A 17,706-nucleotide genomic window follows, 5' to 3' on the forward strand; every position below is an offset into this window, starting at 1 on the left:
AATTTTAAGCAATATTATTCGGAATGCATTGAGTATGTTTTGTCTCCACCTTTTCGTTTCTCATCGTGCTTTGGGTTAAACTTACAGCCAGAGCTAAGGATGTAACGTGATTTACTTTTTATCACAGGTAGTTTGTGTGCTTGGTCTCCGCTTAAGAATGCCAATATCAACAAATGCAAGAAACTCCTGACTTCTTCGCAGGGATAGGGCGAAAGAGACTCGGGTGATTATTAAGTCGAACTCTTCAATGAAGTAACAATGATGAACATAAAACGTTAACAGGCTTTGGCACAATGCGAGAACTTCATCACTTTTGTTTGTGTCCTTATCGCAAGCTGTTTGCTTCTGTTATGATGGCCAGACAGTTTGAGGTTGAAAAAGAAAATGAAAAGGAGCCGGGATGAACTCACAATCCCCCGAGCAGACCAATCCTGACCTGCTGAAAGAAAGCGTTGCGAAAATACTGGCAGCATTTAAGCATCCTACGTTAGAACAAGATTTAATGACTCTGAAAGCACTGCATCATTGCACTGTGCTTGATGGAGTACTGCATATTGAACTCATGATGCCGTTCGTATGGAAACGGGCCTTTGGAGTACTGAAAGAAGAAACTACTCAACCTTTATTAGATGCGACTGGCGCAAAAGGCGTCGAATGGCGGCTTTCCCATGATATCTGTACATTACGTCGGGCCAATAACCTGCCGGGAATTAATGGAGTCCGTAATATTCTGGCGGTCAGTTCAGGAAAAGGTGGTGTGGGAAAATCCAGCACGGCGGTGAACCTTGCACTGGCTTTGGCACAGGAAGGGGCAAAAGTAGGTATTTTGGATGCAGATATTTACGGCCCATCAGTTCCCAGTATGCTTGGAACAGCCAAAGAACGTCCTACCTCACCTGATGGTCAGCATATGGCTCCCATTATGGTGCATGGTATGGCGACAAACTCTATTGGTTATCTTGTCACCGATGATAACGCGATGGTTTGGCGTGGCCCGATGGCAAGTAAGGCGCTTATGCAGATGTTACAGGATACCCTGTGGCCGGATCTGGACTATCTGGTTATTGATATGCCACCGGGAACGGGTGATATTCAGTTAACGCTATCGCAGAATATTCCGGTGACTGGCGCGTTAGTAGTTACCACTCCACAGGATATCGCCCTGATTGATGCCATGAAAGGGATTGTGATGTTCCAGAAAGTTAGTGTGCCTGTGTTAGGTATTATTGAAAATATGAGTACACACATCTGTAATAACTGTGGGCACCATGAAGCGATTTTTGGTACGGGTGGCGCTGAAAAGCTGGCGGAAAAATATGAGTGCCAGTTATTAGGTAAAATTCCGCTGCATATTTCACTGCGCGAAGACCTTGATCGCGGAGAGCCTACGGTTATCAGCCAGCCTGATAGCCAATTTGCCGATATTTACCGAGAAATTGCCGCTAATATCGCCGCTCAAATGTACTGGCAGGGAGAAAAAATCCCGACGGAAATTTCTTTCCGGGCAGTTTAATGTTAGGCATGGGGGAAATTAATCCCCGGGCGCATAGTGCATAGATAAACTATGTGACTGGGGTGAGAGAGAGAAGCCAAAAAAGGGCAATTTGAAAGACGAAATGTATAGACAGACTTTTGTAAGGGAGTCTGTCTCAACCCTTTTATTGTCAGCAAACTGAGTACAGCTTAATACTGGCCTTTTCCTCAATCATCTTCACTGATTGATTTAGTATTAAATTCTTTTTTCATTGGTGATTTAGTCAGTTCCATATCCCTGATATTTTTTTGTACAGCAATGGAGCCGAATAAACACAGGAAAAAAGCAATCCCATAGAACCCTTTTTCACTTGGCAGTAAGTCAGCATTAAACAAACCAATAGCGATTAATGCTACAGAGGAAAGAAAAGCGATGATACAAGCAATATAATAGGCTTGTGTTGTTGGTATATTATCAGCTTTATCTCTGACCGTTTTTTGTATTGAAATTGAAGAAAATAACCCTAAAATGAGTATTGCAAAATAATACCCTTTTTCATTTAACTGCATATCTGAACGCCAAAGCCCTGAGAGATAAACAACTATCCCACCAATAACAGCAATCCAAGAAATTAAGTTAAAGGCATTAAATTCTGTAAATTTATTATCTGACGAAGCGCTATCCTTCACAAAAATAATCTCCATAAATTAAAGTTAAACCATCCTATACCAAAGTGATTAAATTTAGGAACTACTTAATGAGATTTTTTATTTTTTATGAGAAATCCTGTTAATATCCATTTTTTCTGTCAGTTTACTGATTGTTTTTCGCCTTAATTGGATATGTAAAAATAGCATAAACATTCTGAAGTTGAGATATCAATAAGACTATATTGGTAACAGATTTGCGGGATATATTTAGGTTAGGATGAATATAATGAAAAGAATAGGTGCTTTATTTTTTATGGTTGTCTCTTTCCCTTTGATGGCGAGCGAAACCTTAAACGTAATCAAACCAACCGTATTAGTTGAGTTGAAAGAAGGGAGTGAACAATATCTGGGTGTATGTAACGTACTAAAAAAGAAGTGTGAACGTGAAGCCAAAATTTGGAAAGTGAGAGGGAGAGAGGATATATTTTATTTCACAAACCGCTCACTTGAATTTATCAAAATTCAAAAAGTAGATGGTGCTTACATTCAAGATGGATTATGGGAATTTGGTAACTACAAACATAGTTATGAGGGAGCTGATCCTGATGAGGAATTGAATGATAACGGTGTTTATATATATCCAGCATTATATCCATTGAGTAAAACTAAGCAGGCTGTCGCCTTAGTTTCGAATTGGGGAGTAGGATATTCTGGTGGTGGTCTTGAGTACGAGTATGCTGATTTTATGATGCTTAATAATGATGGTTCATATGAAGCGGCATTTAAAAATATTCCTTTTTCATCAATGCAAATGATCAGGGCATGTTTTTCTGAAGAGGATTATGCAAAAAACTTACATTGCCATGATGGATGGTGGAACATTTTGAATCTGAAATTTATCGATGATGGTAAAGAGTATTATTCCTATAAATTTATACAAAAGTCATATGGTTGGCCCTCATTTACAGATAAATCAGCAATCAAGGTTGAGATAAGTGAAAGTATAGAATACCCATTTCAGCAATAAATTATTTTTTGGTCTTAATTAGCCAATAAAAGTGACCAATTAATTAGCAATCATCATGTGTACTGTAAAAATGTTTTCATTTAAGCTTTGAGCTTCTTTCTGGGATTTGGCCTTTCAGCGCCATCATACAATGTCTTCCTGTTGCTGAGGTGTATATGTATACCATTGCTATAGTGATCTTTGATGAATTTACCGATATTGACTACTTCCTTATGCGTGATATTTTTGGTCGGGAAAAACAGAACTGGCAGGTTAAAGTACTGGGAACCAAACCAGAGCATGTATCAACTCTAGGGCAAGCAGTAAAAACGGATGGGCCAGTGGCATTAGCGAACGATGCAGATGTTGTCGTTTTCAGTAGTGGTTATAAAGGAGTCTCTGCGGCATTGGCTAATTCAGATTTTATGGACGCATTACAACTCAACCCACAAAAACAACTAATAGGTTCGATTTGTTCGGGGGCATTTATCTTGCATAAACTGGGGTTACTGGATGGATTAAAAGTTACCACGCATCCCGATGCCATGGGGCGCTTTAGAGATATGGGCATTGAACCGGAAAACACGCCGATTGTTATTCAAGGCAATATCGCTACCGCAGGAGGCTGTTTATCAGCAATGTATCTTACAGGGTGGGTTGCCCAGCGTTTATTCGATGATGAAAAGCGCCGTAATATTCACCGTCAGTTAATACCAGCGGGGCAGGAAGTACAGTTTGAAACATTGATCGCCCAGACGTTGGCTGATGCTTACGTGTAAAAAGTACGATACATGACTTTCTGTTTAAAGGTATTTACTGCTTCACTATCCGCAATAACGTCTCTTGTCGGGATATATCAATGCCCCTTTCTACGAAAGGGGATTTTCACTATTACTATTGTTCATTTTTTAATTTTGCATCTAATACAAATGTATGTTGAGTTTTTTTCTTAAATGACTCGTCATTGCGGTTGCCAGCAACCCTCCGATCACAGTGGTATGCTCAAACGCAAAATAGAGTGAGATCTTGGCATGTTCGCCAGAAAAATTCCAAAAAGTATGGACAATAAAAATAGTTAACAAAAGAAAGACAGCCAATGTAGCTGCACCAAGCCAGACAAAGCGATCTAATAAGATCAATATTGAGCCGAAAAGTAAGACGATTGCGGAAGCAATATTAAAAAACCAGTCAGGATGTAAACCCGCAACCCGCATTTCTGCCAGACTGCCTTCGAAATCGAAAATCTTGGCAAGCCCCGATGGAACAAAAATAAACAAAATAAGTAATCGAGTGATAATCCATAGCCAAGAGCTTTCCAGAATGTTTTCAACAAACCGTTGCATAATTTCACCTTACAATTTTCAGGTAGAAGACACTGTTTTTCTCAACTTATAGAGAGTGTGACTCAATATTCTGTCAATTAGTGGAAACATCAAATGGGCACTATAAAACCTCAAGTTAACTGGAGGTCAATATATACAATGGATTTCAAGGTGCATTGAGCGGTAAGGGAGAGACAAATTCGTCGGGAATGAATTTGCCCAGCCAAAGGCTGGCCTCCGGTGAGAGTCAGGAGCCCCTCAGTAATCCCCCCGGAACATAGATAACTATGTGGTTGGGGGAATGAGCGCAGCTAATGAAGAGGCAACCTGAAAGGTGAAGTGTATATCCTACTAGGAAATGACATTTTTTAAGCAGAGTCTGTGCCTTCAAGACCGTACATTTGTTGTTCCAGCCCGCTTGCAATGAGTTTGAGGTCATTGCCAACCGCAATGAAACGAAATCCCTGACTGGCATAACGGTGAGCTAACTCGACACTATTTGCGAATATACCGGGTGTTTTGCCATGTTTACGACAGGCTTCAAGTACATACTCGAATGCTCGTTCCATCTCAAGGCTTTCTACCTGTCCGGCCTGCCCCAGATCACAGGCTAAATCGCCACTTCCGATGAATAACACATCGATGCCATCAACAGCTGCGATCTCATCGGCGGCAGCCACTGCTCTGGCTGATTCGATTTGAACGATAGTAAGTAGTGAATCATTGGCTTCTGCAAAGTAGTCTGGCAGGCGTGAAAAATAACCCGAGCAGCGTATGGGGTTGACCCCCCGTTTTCCTTTAGGCGGATAATAAACGTAGTCGGCGACCATTTTAGCCTCAGCGGCGGATTCCACTTTAGGCACCATCAACCCCATAGCCCCCGAGTCCAGCGCTGCCTCTATCAGCTGGCGGTCATTGCGTGCCACCCGAGCCATACCTGTGGAACGAGATCCGTTCATCGCTTGTAACATTTGGATCAGATCGTGCCTGTCAGCCGGTGATGCTTCCATATCGACTAATAACCAGTCGGGGCCACGTACCGCACAACATTCTGCGATTAAAGAACTCGCTGAAACTAAAAACAGACCGAAACAGGTGAGGTTTTTTTCCAGCCGGTTTTTGCAGCGGTTATGTGCAGACAGCAGGGGATGGATTTCACTATCAGATCGCATATTAAACCTCCTTTTGAATAACACCGGCAAGACGACGGATTTCAGCTAACACAGAAGTTGGCAGTGATAACGTTATTGTATTTTTTGCCTCGTTATGGCGGGTGGAATAACCTTCACCGGGCATACGTGCCGGAGCTTCCGGGCGGCCTGAGTCACGACAATAGTTCATGATAGCTTCCGCCTCGCTCCGGATCGTATCAATGCCCCCCGGCATTCTGGATGGATCGATAACCAAAAACAGGCCACCGTTGCCGGGTGTACCCGGTCTGGCTACATGCCCGGCACCCGCAAGCGCACCGCAGAATAATTCCATTGCTACGGCCAGCCCGTATCCTTTGTGTCCGGCAAGGTTGCCTCCCAGTGGCTGTATCGTTGCCCGTGGTGGGATGTCGTAGAGACTGGCAGGATCGAGTATGTCATTCTTTTCGGCATCGACCAGACAGCCGGGTGGCACTGGTTTTTCCTCTTGGACGTGACGCCGGATAAAGCCTTCAGAGACAGTTGAAGTGCTCATATCTAATACAAAAGGATCAGCTGTATTGGTTGGGAAGGCGAGCAACAGAGGATTAGTACATAATCTCGCCAGATGGCCGCCAGTCGGGGCAACCCGTGCCCCATTTCCCTGATAGTTACTGAATCCTATAACAGCAAGTGGATGGTCATTGAAGCCTGCCAGAGAGCGACCGATAGCCGCCAGTCTGCCTAGGTGATGGGCGTCACGCAGGCAGGCGATAGCGATTCCATGCTCCAGAGCCAGTTTTTGCAATATGAGTATTAACTTTTGCCGAGCTAAGACACCAAAAGCTCTACAGCCATCTACAATAGCGATGTTAGGCATGATCAGCGATACAGTCGGAATAGCGGCAGGATTAAGTACGCCGGATTGAATATCACCAATATAATCCGCTAGCCTTAATACACCGTGGGAGGGGTAGCCTGTTAATTCATTTTCTAGCAGGTCATCCATCACCAGAGCTGCAACTTCCACCGGTGTATTGGCCCGGATCAATGCAGTCTGACCAAGCTCACGCAATTCCTGAACGGCGATTTTAGTCTTCATGAGTTGACCGTCGTTTGGTTACTGGTGCCGATATCACTGAGAGCCGAAACACATAGCCGGAACTTGCCGGTGGGAGAATCGGGCATTCTGTCCAGTTGTTCAAATTCTATGTGAAACGGGTAGCCAGTGTGATGGTGGATACGTTCTACTATTTCATCACAACGCTGTCGGGAAATGCCTGTAGGCACCATTAGCCGGATTCGCAAACTCTCCAGACTATCCTGTACCACCTGAAACCACTCAATTTCCTCAAACCGCATGATCAAGAAAGAGAACAAATAAGCATCGATATAGGCACCGTCTGGAGTCAGTATCAAATCCTGCTGTCGTCCTGCAACATGGCTCATGCGCGGAAGCCCAAGCCCGGAGGTACAGTTGCCTGCCATCGGTGAGGCAAGATCACTGGTTTCGTAGCGAATCAGTGGCATGGCAAAATTATTAAGCGTTGTCAGTACGACCCGGCCAGTCTCACCCAGTTGGCAGGCACTGCCATCATCGCGCAGGAATTCTTCCGCCACATTTTCCACTTGAATCAGCATACCATCGTGATGAGGGCTTTCGTGGGAGACAATATTCGTCTCGCGTGAACCGTACTTATCGTAAACCTCGCAGCGGAATACCCGTTGCAGTCGTTCACGAATGATTGGAGGAAGTGGTTCTGATGTCCCTTGTATTGCACGCAATGCAGGTACACGTATCGATTCACGTTCCATTTGACGGGCAATCAAGTGCATTGCATTGGTGTAAGTACTGATCAGTACCGGATTAAAACTGGCGAGATTCCGGGTAAATTCTCCGATTAATTCAGGGGATAACCGAAAAGTGTTAAATTCACGTCGGTTACTCAGGAGATTCTTCAGTCGATCGGAAACGCTTTTGAAGCTCCAATAGATGGAGGAGCCCCACAATAAAGCAAATGGCTCACCAACTTTCCAGCCGGAGCACCACTGATAGGTTCTAAGCTGGTGGGCACGCATCCATAGCCGGAAGTTAGCATCCTGAACGAAACAGGCACGTTTGCCTGTAGAGCCGCTGCTATAGTTAGTTTGCAGCGTGGCATGGTCAGCCCGTGTCGAAATCAATTCAGCCTGATGCTGAGTTAATTCCTGTCTGGTCAACAACGGTAATTTGGTGAGATCTGACAGGCTGTTAAAATCATCGGGTTTTAAACCGCGCTCGTTAAAAACGCGGGTATAGTAGGGAACGCTTTCATAAGCGTGTGTCAGTAATGTGTGCAATTTTTCCATTTGCAGTTTTCGGCATTCCCGCAGTGACAGATATTGAGTTTCTTCCAACCACTGCAATCGTTTTGCGACCTCGCCTTTACCCTGCATCTTTTCGCTTACCCAGTATAGCTTGTTGGCCAGACTCGTATTTAGTTTCATAGTTTCCCTCTCTGCATATACACTTCGTCTTTCAAGTTGCCTCTTTGTTGGCTGCGCTCGCTCACCTCGGTCACATAGTTATCTATGTTCCCAAGGATTTACTCCCTTGCCGCCGCGATGCATCTTGAAATCCATTGTGTATAGCGTAATAGCGATTAAGCAAATTTTTGATGGATGCGTCGAAAGTAAGCCAATCATTTTCCTGCAATACGCGGTGCGCTAACGTCCAATAGTCATTTTCAAATGTTCCGTTGAACCATGACGCGAGCAAGGCTGAATGGCTGAACGAGCTGCTGGTGTCAGTAATGTTCTGATTGGCATCCCAGTCGTAAAACAGTACTGGCCCTACAGAGGTCAGGTGCTGATTCAACTCTCGCAGTAATGCTTCGGGTACCAGTTTTTCCAGTATGAAAAGATAAGTTGGCAGGTAGATTAAAAATCGGGCGCTAAGCAAGTCCAACAGACGATCACCATAGACGAACAGGCTGTCTGCATAGCAATAATTTTTTAATTGCCGACGTTCATGATCTTCAGGCCGTTTAGTTGGCTGGCCGAGGAACTGGTTAAAATCAGTGATACCATCGACAAGTTTTACTCCCTGCCATACGGATTCTACGGACTGGGCCAGCCGTTTAGGCTGCCCCGGTACAGGAATGGAGGGTGATGGCCAGACATGGAAAGGATTAAAACTCTCAAACACCCGCATGTTAACGGGCGCTCCTTTGAAACTGTCTACCATCATATAATTCGACGTATCATCCAGCATGGTGTTAAGTGCCTCCTGTCTGGAGGCAAAAATAGCCTGATAGGGCATAGTTTGAGAACTCAAACGATACCTCCATGATTAAGACGTATCACCCGGCGTTCACCTTCGCGGATGTAAATATGCTGGCTATCACTATGCTCTTCCAGAATCCATTGTGGACGCGGTTGTTTGTATTTATTTTCGCGTCCCCAGTCTTGTAGCCGGATCCCCAGACGGCGCGCTTCAGCTTTCAGGTAGTCTGGCAGGACAGGGAAGGGAACAACCACAAAGCTCACACCTGCTTTGGCATACAAAGCCAGTTCGTCCAGACGGGGGAGATCGCTGAGGTAAACCGCTAAACCGTTTTCAACACGATTGTTACTATCGCTCAATTTTGCCAGCAGTGAAGTGGCAACATCCCAGCTCTCTCCCATCCAGTCAGCTACAATTTCGCGGTTGTCTTTGACTACGCAGGCAACATAGCAGTCAGGGTGTTCCTCTGCCTGTTGTTGCAGTGGTAACAACCAATCGCCATGAGTATGGAAACTCCACTGGTAATTCAGATCCTCTTTTTCCAGCATCATTGTTGCCATGTTGTATTGTGTCAGTGGTGCTTCAATCTCATCGCGTTCTACCTGGAATCCCTGCTTGCGTAAAAACGCCAAACGTTCCTGATTATTGGACATTAATAAGATATTATGTATGCCGAGGAAGTGCAGGATAGCTGTTACCGCTTCATATGAGCGACTATCCAGAGGCGCATGGAAACGCTTATAAATTTCATCAGTATCCAGATTTTCATTCTGTCGGTAGTCATAAATGCGGAAGTGTTTTTCGATGCCCAAACCACGGGCATCCTGATCGATGCCATAGATCACCACTCCACCTTTATTCCGGGCAATACGCCGGAATGCTTCGTCAAGCTGAAAGCCACAATCGCATTGTTGGGAGTGCATGACGTGTCCGAAGAAGCAAGCTGATTCGATCCGTAACGGCACTGCCTGCATGGAGTGAAGGTCTCCCAGCGTAGCGCAGGCCCAGCGTTTGCCCTGACATTCAAAGTAATGAAGCTGAAAATAATTGACGCTTTCGTCAATTTTCAGTGGAAGAGAAACCGGGCCGACTATATTTTCCAGTATCGTATTTTCTGGTTGCTCGTTATGGCTGTATGTCATGATCTTCTCCTTAAAGTGGTGGGGATAGGCAACGTTATATCCGGCGTGACAATAATGCCCGCGCCCAGGTTGGCCTTCCTGACAGAATGCAGGGTTGTGGTTCGGGAGCAGCAGTAAAACTGCATAGTTCGCCCATTTTCCAGGATGCCACTTTATCTGTGTGGGCTCTGGTGGGGCAGATCGGAGCTATAACGCACTGACGTGCTGATAATGCCTGACATGCTTCAGCCTCCGAGGAGGCAAATGAGATTTGATTTCGAGCCTGATGAATAATGGTGTAATTTACATCGTTTTCCACATCCGTAATGGCGTGAGTGACTTGTTTAGTCAGCCAGTCCGCAGAGCTATTTCCCGGTTGGTCTAACTCCAGCTCTTTATCAGTGCGTAGCAAACGGATGCGAGGAGAGTCGTTTGTGTTCCGGCGGCCGAAAAAGAGTAGCAGAAGAGGGACACCGCGATCTCGCCAGTGTTTTTGTGCTGTTGTCAGCGCCTTACTTTCCTCACAGTAACGCAGTACAGGGCGAAGTCCGGCAGCTTGCAGCATACTAGCTAACTCCTGCATGCGTTCTTTTTCATCATCGTGTCGGCTACGTACCAAAATAACCACTTGTGTGGGAGCAAGCCGGGGATGAACAGTAAGTGAACCATTGGCTCTGGCTGACAGATAAAGCTGCGCGTATAGCACCCTGCGACTGATAAAACCATCCAACTGCCAGGCATGCTGCCTTTGTTCTCCTTTACCAAAGCCGATATCGTAACGACGAGACAGTTCCTGCCCCTGAAAATATAGCGCTGACGTTTGCACGCATTCACCGCTGGGGAGAGGAGTATCGCTGCCTATAGCCCATTGATACAGTTCTGAACGGTTGCCCCACGGAGGGCGTACGCCCACTATTTGTGGTAGAGGTAAAGAAGCAGACAGAGAAGTCAGGGAGCTATCTATACGTTGCAAATCGAGTAATGCGGCTTCTGGAGTCCGATGGCAGCAGTGAAATTCGAATATGTCAGCTGCTTCAAGTGCACTGAATACCCCTTTACCACTGCGATCTGCCGAACTGAGAGGACGGAAATAGCGAGCTCGCTGGAACATGCGGATTGGCATCACGTCTGGTGTGTTGATCATTTTTTTCCAATGACTGGCAATGACCTGCTCACCCGTCGGAAGTAATATACCGCGCTCACGCTGGCTCTGCGTGTCTATGGTGGTTGCGACTCTCAACAGATTACGCTCTATATCAAGTAAATCAGCCATAGGTTCAAAACAGCTTTCTGCCACAACATGCGGATAGGCGTACTCGTCCAGCTCTATTGCCTGATAAGCCGTTCTTATTCTTGTGGCAATGATTTCGCTCAATGCCACTCCCCAAGGAAGCAGAACGGTTGCACCAGGGATGGGAACGACACCGAGATCACAAATGCCAGCCTGCTTGAGCGAGCGGGAGAATTCCCCCATTGTCAGCGCAGCCAGCGCAGAATTTGTCGTTGTCTGAGACGAACATACAGGCCAAGGCAGCTGGCTGATAACAGGTTTCGGGTTATGAGTCAGCCAGTCTGGTAATGTTGGCAGTATGCCGCCCAACGAATCTGCTCTTACCTGTGGATTGGGTGAACCGATATATACATCAGGCTTCATGCTTATTTTATTCCGTTCCGAATTCGTTTATCTGGCGGGTGCGATAGCGGTTTTCTCCCGCTAAAGAAATACCGTCTACCCAAGTTCGATTAATCATCGGGTGCGCTTCATGGGTGGGGCCGAAGTCAGAATCAGGGTGATAGACCATAATTCTCAGCGGGGTATCATCAGTATGGAAGCTGTGAATTTCGTCTGTTGGCAGTAAGAATATTCCTCCGGCTATCAGGTCGGTTTTCGACTTTTCAGTCAGACAGTAGCCTGCACCTTCAATGACGATCCCGATCCGAACTGAAGGATGGGTATGGGCTGTTTGATTCAGCCTTGGTGGAACATACAGGTAGTTTAGACAGGGATCTCCCTTAAGTGGCGGCGATATGAGAAGGCTATCGGAACAGCCATCTATGTATTTCAGTCGTCCCAGTCGTTCCACTGGCCCGCCAAATGACAGGAAGCCTTTGTAGCCATTTCTGATGCAAATCAAACCGACAAAGGGAGAAAGTTCCGCAGGCCCGGGAATGGAAAAGTACATCCCCTCGCGTAGTTGTTGTGAAGTTCCATTGATGGAGACAGTTAAATCTCCCTGATGAACGAATCCATAAGCAGTATTATTCTCTTCGACGTGGATAGTATGTTGACCGCCAGAGATATGCAGAGTTGATGAAAAATTTACGTCCAGATCGTACCGCGATAGCGGCTGCATGATATCGAATATTTCCATAGCAAATTCCTTTAGACTAAGATTTAAAATGTAAATCAGGTTTAATCGGACTAGCATTGTTAACATTTCGAAAGATGCTTTTTAATACAGCTCAGTGCGATAAATCGTCAATATTATTTATGCATCACTATCCTTTGTTTTTTATTAAATACGCCCCTGCTTTATTTAATGATCGGATAAATTCAACACATATGAATAACATTTGCTCATCAAATAAATAACGAACATTTCACCTCCCTTAAAAAATGAGAAATTACTTTGGATTCAATCTTCAGATTATTTTTAGGTATGGTTTTCAGGAATAATTTCAGGGATTGCCTTGATTTTGGATTTTGAATATTACTTTGGCAGGTATTTTTTTGTTTTTGAACAAGTGATTGTGGAATTTTTATGCGAAGCGTATCGAAAAAAATGCGACTTATCCTGTTTACGCTGGCATAGCGGCAGTTAACTCCCTATAATCCGCCAAACATAGCATGAAAGAATGCTATTTTTCCCACTTTATTTTTTCTTTCTAACCAGGTTATTTTTAGTATGGCTGATGAAGCACATAAGTGTACAATCGTAGGCATTGCAGGTGCCTCCGCTTCGGGCAAAAGCCTTATTGCCAACACTCTTTATCGAGAATTACGGGCTCAGGTTGGCGATCATAATATCGGTGTTATCCCAGAAGATTGTTATTATAAAGACCAAACTAACACCCCGATGGAAGAACGCATTAAAGTCAATTATGACCACCCAAGTTCAATGGATCACGATTTGCTGTTCGAGCATATTCAGGCATTGAAAGCCGGTAACTCCATTGATTTGCCCCAATATGACTACGCTGAACACACACGAAAATCAAAATCCATCCACTTCGAACCAAAGCGCGTTATTATCCTTGAAGGTATTCTGTTATTAACAGATAAGCGTTTGCGTCAGGAACTGGACTTCTCTATTTTTGTTGATACACCACTGGATATTTGCCTGATGCGTCGCATTAAGCGTGACGTAAATGAACGTGGGCGTTCATTGGATTCTGTAATGGAACAGTATAAGAAAACTGTCCGTCCGATGTTCCTGCAATTCATCGAGCCATCAAAACAATATGCGGATATTATTGTTCCCCGTGGTGGTAAAAACCGTGTGGCTATTGACATACTGAAAGCTAAAATTGGCCAATTTTGCGAATAACCTGTTAAACAGGTATTCATAAGAATCATCGTACTTTGAGAGGAAGTAATGCGACTCTGTGACCGTGACATTATTAAATGGCTTGATGAAGGTAAACTGGTAATTACCCCACGTCCTCCCGTCGAACGTATTAATGGGGCAACTGCGGATATTCGCCTTGGGAATCAGTTTCGCGTTTTTCGTGGTCATACCGCTGCTTATATTGACTTGAGCGGCCCTAAGGCTGAAGTCAATGCTGCGCTTGATCGTGTCATGAGCGATGAAATAATTTTACCGGATGGGGAAGCTTTTTTTCTGCATCCCGGTGAATTGGCACTGGCAGTCACACTGGAATCTGTCACATTGCCTGCTAATCTTGTTGGGTGGTTGGATGGTCGATCATCTCTGGCCCGCCTTGGGCTGATGGTGCATGTTACGGCTCATCGGATCGATCCGGGCTGGCAGGGTCAAATTGTTCTGGAATTCTATAACTCAGGAAAACTGCCATTAGCTCTGCGCCCTGGAATGGTCATTGGTGCTTTAAGCTTTGAACCGCTTTCAGGTGATGCTGAACGTCCTTATAACCGACGTCAGGATGCCAAATATAAAAATCAGAAAGGAGCTGTAGGGAGCCGAATCAGCGAGGACTAATCTTTTCTGATGCAGATATCTAGTAAAATATACCTAATGAATTTCGAGTTGCTTCGCGGCGGCAAGGGAGAGAATCCCCTGGAACATAGATAACTATGTGACTGGGGTGAACGAGCGCAAGCCAACAAAGAGGCAGCTTGAAAGACGAAGGGTATAGTCATTTGGTGAAAATAATCATCTTGTGGACATGAGACTGGGGAAGTCATGAAAAGATTGTTGACGACACTCATTATTTTGTTAGTCGTAGTTGTTGCAGGTCTGACGGCATTAGTCATGTTGATTAATCCGAACGATTTTCGTAACTACATAGTAAAACAAGTACAAAAAAAGAGTGGCTACCAGCTCGTGTTACAGGATGATCTGCGTTGGCATGTCTGGCCAAAACTGAGTATTTTAACCGGACAGGTATCACTGACTGCTCCCGGCGCAAAAAAGCCTGCAATTGTGGCAGAAAATATGCGTCTGGATGTCGAATTATTGCCTCTGTTATCCCATCAGTTGGCGGTTAAGGAAGTCATGCTCAAAGGGGCTGTTTTCCGCCATACACCTGATAGCCAGCCACAACAAAAGCCTGAAGCGCCTATTGCACCGGAAAGTGATATTCATTATCCGGTAGAGGGCAATGGTCACAGTTGGAAATTGAATATTGACAGGATCAAAGTAGAAGACAGTTTGCTAATTTGGCAAACCAACACCCATTCGCAGTTAAACATACGGGATATTAACCTGCTGATGAAGCGTCAGGATCAGCATCATATTAATCTTGAGCTTAATAGTAAGATTAATAAAAATCAGCAGGAATTTGCTTTTGAACTTGATGCTGACATTAATATTGCTGATTATCCACAGCATGTAACTGGCGATATGAATTCGTTTAAATATCAGCTTACAGGTGTTGGTTTACCCTCAGAAGGTATTACTGGGGAGGGTTCAGCTAATGTACGATATGATGCCTTTTCTTCATTTATTTCGTTACAAAAAATTGCGCTTAAGGTAAATGAGAGCGAATTAGCTGGTGGAGTGGATATTCATCTGAAAGATAAACCGGCCTATTCCATCAATTTATCTTCACCCAAATTAAATTTAGATAACCTGCTGGGATGGGATAAATTAGCAAAGAATAGTTTTCAGGAAAAAATTGATTACCGGATGGAAAATAACTCGGTAAGGCCAGTGATTGCAAAATCAGTTACACCTTTATCCAATTATGATCTCAGTTTCCTGAAAGAATTTGATGCTCACCTGTTATTTAAAGCAAATAAATTTATTTATCAGGGAATGGATATTGATAACTTTGTTTTCAAGGCTGTCAATAACGAAGGAATGGCAAATATCTTAAGGCTGGGTGGTAATGCATTTGGGGGATATTTTGCGCTTCCTGCAACGGTTGATGCAACGGTCAATCCGGCTAAACTACACGCGAAACCTTTATTACAAAATATTGACTTACAGTCTCTGCTGAAAGCATTGGATTTACCGTCAGTATTCAGTGGACAGTTAGCGCTGGACGGAGATCTTTTGGGGGAAGGGTATGATGAATATGCCGTCGCTCATTATTGGCAGGGAGACCTGAACGTTAATCTAAAAAATGCGCGTTTAGATGGGTTGAATATTCCAATGTTGATTCAGCAATCTTTTTCACGAGTAACCGATCAGGTTAAACAGCCCACGAATACGCAGAGCTTTACTGGCGCACAAAATTTGTCAGTAAAGGCACAACTGGCGCAAGGCGAAATCAAAATTAACGGCCTTTCTGCAACTTCTGAGCATTCAAAGATTGAAGGGCAGGGCAAGGCAAACTTACTGAAACAAAATGTTGATGTTGCATTGCTGGTGCAGTTAACTGGTGGCTGGGGGCAACAAAATGAGTTAGTCAGCCATTTAGAAAAATTAAAAGTACCATTGCGGATTTATGGTGATTGGAACAATTTGCAATATGCTCTGAATGTTGAACCCATCTTGCACGATGAATTACAACAAAAAGTTAAACAATCTATAAAGAACTGGTTTGATAATATTGATAGCAGTAAGAATAAGAAAAAAGCCGCAGAGAAATAGATAATTTGAGCATCATCAGGTGATTAATTTGCCAATCACCTGATGAGTAATAAAGCGGGTATTTTACTCCCTGCGACTGTTAATATCCGGTTACTTCATAATAAAACTCAGGAGTCCAGCCTAATTCTGGTGTGGTAACTGATATGGTTAAAGTATCTTTCGATAATCCTACTCCATCCGAATTACTTCTTTGGGTTCTAACATCAGCCAGATGGCTTGGGCCTTGGTTATCGAAATTATTACAAGCGATACTGGCGTGACACGAAATAATGCCATTGGGCAGGCTGACCGGTAACCGTATTTTGTAATAATTGGTATAGTACGTTACTCCACCGACAATCGATGTGTTTTCTTGCTTAATTGGTGTACCGGCTATCGCTACGCCGCTTATTTGAGTAATTTTCCCAAGGTTAATGATCGTAGCATCTTGTCCGATTAATTGTGATTCAATTTTTGAACCAATCAAATCACCTAATCCTATATTTTTTACGAACGCGTTTTTGTCCGGAATATCGGCACCATTCTCATCTTTTGCCAGCCGGCCATTAGCATTTTTAGTGACTTTGTCTAGGCGGGAATCGATCTCGCTTTTATTATAAGTGCCTACATCTAATGCGGTGAGGGTAATATCTGTTAGTAATGCCTTATTGTTCACTGTACGGGTCAGTGGGACTTTACCATTGACATTATTATTAGCATCATTTGCTAGTTTTCTGACGGTATTAATTTGTTGATCAATTTCTCCTTTAGCATAGGTATCTACATCAGATGCGTTCAGCATAATGTCTGTCAATAATGCTTTATTATTTATCGTACGGAACACTGGTACTTTGCTATCGGCATTATTATTGGCAGCATTGGCTAGTTCTTTGACGCCATCAATAAGTTGTTCAGTTTCTTCCTTATCGTAAGCATTTACATCAGACGCTATCAATTTAATATCATTGACTAATTCTTTCCCGTTTATCCGACGGGTTAACGGGACTTTGCTTTCCGCATTGTTGATGGCGCTGGTGGCATTTTGGTTAGCGGTATCTGCCAGTTTCATTGCCTGTACGATATCCTGCTGAACGGGCGCAATCAGCGCATCGGTTTCGGCCTTGTTATAGGCATCCACGTCCGCTGCGATCAGGCGGATATCATTGACCAGCTCTTTATGGTTGATCTTACGGGTTAGCGGAACTTTGTTTTCTGCCTCCTTGATGGCGGTATCTGCCAGTTTCATTGCCTGTGCGACGTCCTGCTGAACGGGCGCAATCAGCGTATCGGTTTCAGTCTTGTTATAGGCATCCACGTCCGCTGCGATCAGGCGGATATCATTGACCAGCTCTTTATCATTAATTTTACGGGTTAACGGGACTTTGCTTTCCGCATTGTTGATGGCGCTGGTGGCATTTTGGTTAGCGGTATCTGCCAGTTTCATTGCCTGCACGATATCCTGCTGAACGGGCGCAATCAGCGCATCGGTTTCGGCCTTGTTATAGGCATCTACGTCCGCTGCG

15 protein-coding genes and 1 pseudogene are annotated in these 17,706 nt (G+C 44.3%); 6 read left to right on the forward strand and 10 right to left on the reverse strand.

The window, feature by feature from the left end:
* Positions 1 to 400: 400 nt before the first annotated feature.
* Entirely contained in the window at positions 401 to 1,513 is a 1,113-nt protein-coding gene (gene apbC, locus Xsto_RS07710; RefSeq protein WP_099124679.1) for an iron-sulfur cluster carrier protein ApbC, read from the forward strand.
* A 188-nt stretch (positions 1,514 to 1,701) separates the two neighbouring features.
* On the opposite strand, the gene yiaA is transcribed toward apbC, so the two are convergent.
* Complete coding sequence (yiaA, locus tag Xsto_RS07715) at positions 1,702 to 2,163, reverse strand: inner membrane protein YiaA (protein ID WP_241537908.1); 462 nt, start codon at positions 2,161 to 2,163, stop codon at positions 1,702 to 1,704.
* 247 nt (positions 2,164 to 2,410) lie between these two features.
* On the opposite strand from yiaA, the gene Xsto_RS07720 reads away from it, so the two are divergent.
* Positions 2,411 to 3,151: a hypothetical protein gene (locus Xsto_RS07720; protein ID WP_099124680.1), complete on the forward strand. Its 741-nt coding sequence runs from the start codon at positions 2,411 to 2,413 to the stop codon at positions 3,149 to 3,151.
* Positions 3,152 to 3,306: 155 nt separating this feature from the next.
* Positions 3,307 to 3,909, forward strand: coding sequence for a DJ-1/PfpI family protein (locus tag Xsto_RS07725; RefSeq protein WP_099124681.1), 603 nt, complete (start codon positions 3,307 to 3,309; stop codon positions 3,907 to 3,909).
* A 141-nt stretch (positions 3,910 to 4,050) separates the two neighbouring features.
* Here the strand turns inward: Xsto_RS07725 and Xsto_RS07730 are convergent, their stop codons facing one another.
* The 8 genes from Xsto_RS07730 to Xsto_RS07765 form a co-directional block, all read right to left on the reverse strand.
* A complete protein-coding gene (locus Xsto_RS07730; RefSeq protein WP_099124682.1) occupies positions 4,051 to 4,473 on the reverse strand; it encodes a DoxX family protein in 423 nt (140 codons plus the stop codon).
* Between the two features lie 347 nt (positions 4,474 to 4,820).
* On the reverse strand, positions 4,821 to 5,624 hold the full coding sequence (locus Xsto_RS07735; RefSeq protein ID WP_099124683.1) for an HpcH/HpaI aldolase family protein: 804 nt from the start codon (positions 5,622 to 5,624) through the stop codon (positions 4,821 to 4,823).
* A gap of 1 nt (position 5,625) precedes the next feature.
* Positions 5,626 to 6,684, reverse strand: coding sequence for an Ldh family oxidoreductase (locus Xsto_RS07740; protein WP_099124684.1), 1,059 nt, complete (start codon positions 6,682 to 6,684; stop codon positions 5,626 to 5,628).
* A complete protein-coding gene (locus Xsto_RS07745) occupies positions 6,681 to 8,069 on the reverse strand; it encodes a phenylacetate--CoA ligase family protein (RefSeq protein WP_099124685.1) in 1,389 nt (462 codons plus the stop codon). Before Xsto_RS07745 ends, Xsto_RS07740 begins: the two co-directional genes overlap by 4 nt.
* An 82-nt stretch (positions 8,070 to 8,151) precedes the next feature.
* Positions 8,152 to 8,898 (reverse strand): DUF6939 family protein, encoded by a 747-nt coding sequence (locus tag Xsto_RS07750; RefSeq protein WP_099109180.1) that lies wholly within the window; start codon positions 8,896 to 8,898, stop codon positions 8,152 to 8,154.
* Positions 8,895 to 9,989, reverse strand: a complete 1,095-nt coding sequence (locus Xsto_RS07755; protein ID WP_099124686.1) for a GTP cyclohydrolase II — start codon at positions 9,987 to 9,989, stop codon at positions 8,895 to 8,897. Before Xsto_RS07755 ends, Xsto_RS07750 begins: the two co-directional genes overlap by 4 nt.
* Positions 9,990 to 10,023: 34 nt before the next feature.
* The gene (locus tag Xsto_RS07760) at positions 10,024 to 11,622 is read right to left on the reverse strand and encodes a hypothetical protein (protein ID WP_099124687.1); all 1,599 of its coding nucleotides are present in this window, start codon (positions 11,620 to 11,622) and stop codon (positions 10,024 to 10,026) included.
* Between the two features lie 7 nt (positions 11,623 to 11,629).
* Positions 11,630 to 12,340: an AraC family ligand binding domain-containing protein gene (locus Xsto_RS07765; RefSeq protein ID WP_169926607.1), complete on the reverse strand. Its 711-nt coding sequence runs from the start codon at positions 12,338 to 12,340 to the stop codon at positions 11,630 to 11,632.
* A gap of 534 nt (positions 12,341 to 12,874) precedes the next feature.
* Between Xsto_RS07765 and udk the strand changes: the two genes are divergently transcribed.
* The 3 genes from udk (at position 12,875) to asmA (ending at position 16,204) form a co-directional block, all read left to right on the forward strand.
* The gene (udk, locus tag Xsto_RS07770; protein WP_099109184.1) at positions 12,875 to 13,516 is read left to right on the forward strand and encodes a uridine kinase; all 642 of its coding nucleotides are present in this window, start codon (positions 12,875 to 12,877) and stop codon (positions 13,514 to 13,516) included.
* A gap of 48 nt (positions 13,517 to 13,564) precedes the next feature.
* Positions 13,565 to 14,146 carry a dCTP deaminase gene (dcd, locus tag Xsto_RS07775; RefSeq protein ID WP_099109185.1) on the forward strand — a complete coding sequence of 194 codons (582 nt, stop codon included), beginning with the start codon at positions 13,565 to 13,567 and terminating at the stop codon, positions 14,144 to 14,146.
* A gap of 204 nt (positions 14,147 to 14,350) precedes the next feature.
* Positions 14,351 to 16,204: an outer membrane assembly protein AsmA gene (gene asmA / locus Xsto_RS07780; RefSeq protein WP_099124689.1), complete on the forward strand. Its 1,854-nt coding sequence runs from the start codon at positions 14,351 to 14,353 to the stop codon at positions 16,202 to 16,204.
* A 79-nt stretch (positions 16,205 to 16,283) separates the two neighbouring features.
* Here the strand turns inward: asmA and Xsto_RS21870 are convergent.
* A pseudogene (locus tag Xsto_RS21870) lies at positions 16,284 to 17,706 on the reverse strand (hypothetical protein); the annotation flags it as partial.

Origin of the sequence: Xenorhabdus stockiae (genome assembly GCF_002632825.1) — a bacterium.
GTDB classification, from domain to species: domain Bacteria; phylum Pseudomonadota; class Gammaproteobacteria; order Enterobacterales; family Enterobacteriaceae; genus Xenorhabdus; species Xenorhabdus stockiae.

Coding starts and splice junctions, on each gene's coding strand:
- apbC (WP_099124679.1), top strand. CDS start 401: ATGAACTCACAATCCCCCGAGCAGACCAATCCTGACCTGCTGAAAGAA.
- Xsto_RS07720 (WP_099124680.1), top strand. CDS start 2,411: ATGAAAAGAATAGGTGCTTTATTTTTTATGGTTGTCTCTTTCCCTTTG.
- Xsto_RS07725 (WP_099124681.1), top strand. CDS start 3,307: ATGTATACCATTGCTATAGTGATCTTTGATGAATTTACCGATATTGAC.
- Xsto_RS07730 (WP_099124682.1), bottom strand. CDS start 4,473: ATGCAACGGTTTGTTGAAAACATTCTGGAAAGCTCTTGGCTATGGATT.
- Xsto_RS07735 (WP_099124683.1), bottom strand. CDS start 5,624: ATGCGATCTGATAGTGAAATCCATCCCCTGCTGTCTGCACATAACCGC.
- Xsto_RS07740 (WP_099124684.1), bottom strand. CDS start 6,684: ATGAAGACTAAAATCGCCGTTCAGGAATTGCGTGAGCTTGGTCAGACT.
- Xsto_RS07745 (WP_099124685.1), bottom strand. CDS start 8,069: ATGAAACTAAATACGAGTCTGGCCAACAAGCTATACTGGGTAAGCGAA.
- Xsto_RS07755 (WP_099124686.1), bottom strand. CDS start 9,989: ATGACATACAGCCATAACGAGCAACCAGAAAATACGATACTGGAAAAT.
- Xsto_RS07760 (WP_099124687.1), bottom strand. CDS start 11,622: ATGAAGCCTGATGTATATATCGGTTCACCCAATCCACAGGTAAGAGCA.
- Xsto_RS07765 (WP_169926607.1), bottom strand. CDS start 12,340: ATGGAAATATTCGATATCATGCAGCCGCTATCGCGGTACGATCTGGAC.
- udk (WP_099109184.1), top strand. CDS start 12,875: ATGGCTGATGAAGCACATAAGTGTACAATCGTAGGCATTGCAGGTGCC.
- dcd (WP_099109185.1), top strand. CDS start 13,565: ATGCGACTCTGTGACCGTGACATTATTAAATGGCTTGATGAAGGTAAA.
- asmA (WP_099124689.1), top strand. CDS start 14,351: ATGAAAAGATTGTTGACGACACTCATTATTTTGTTAGTCGTAGTTGTT.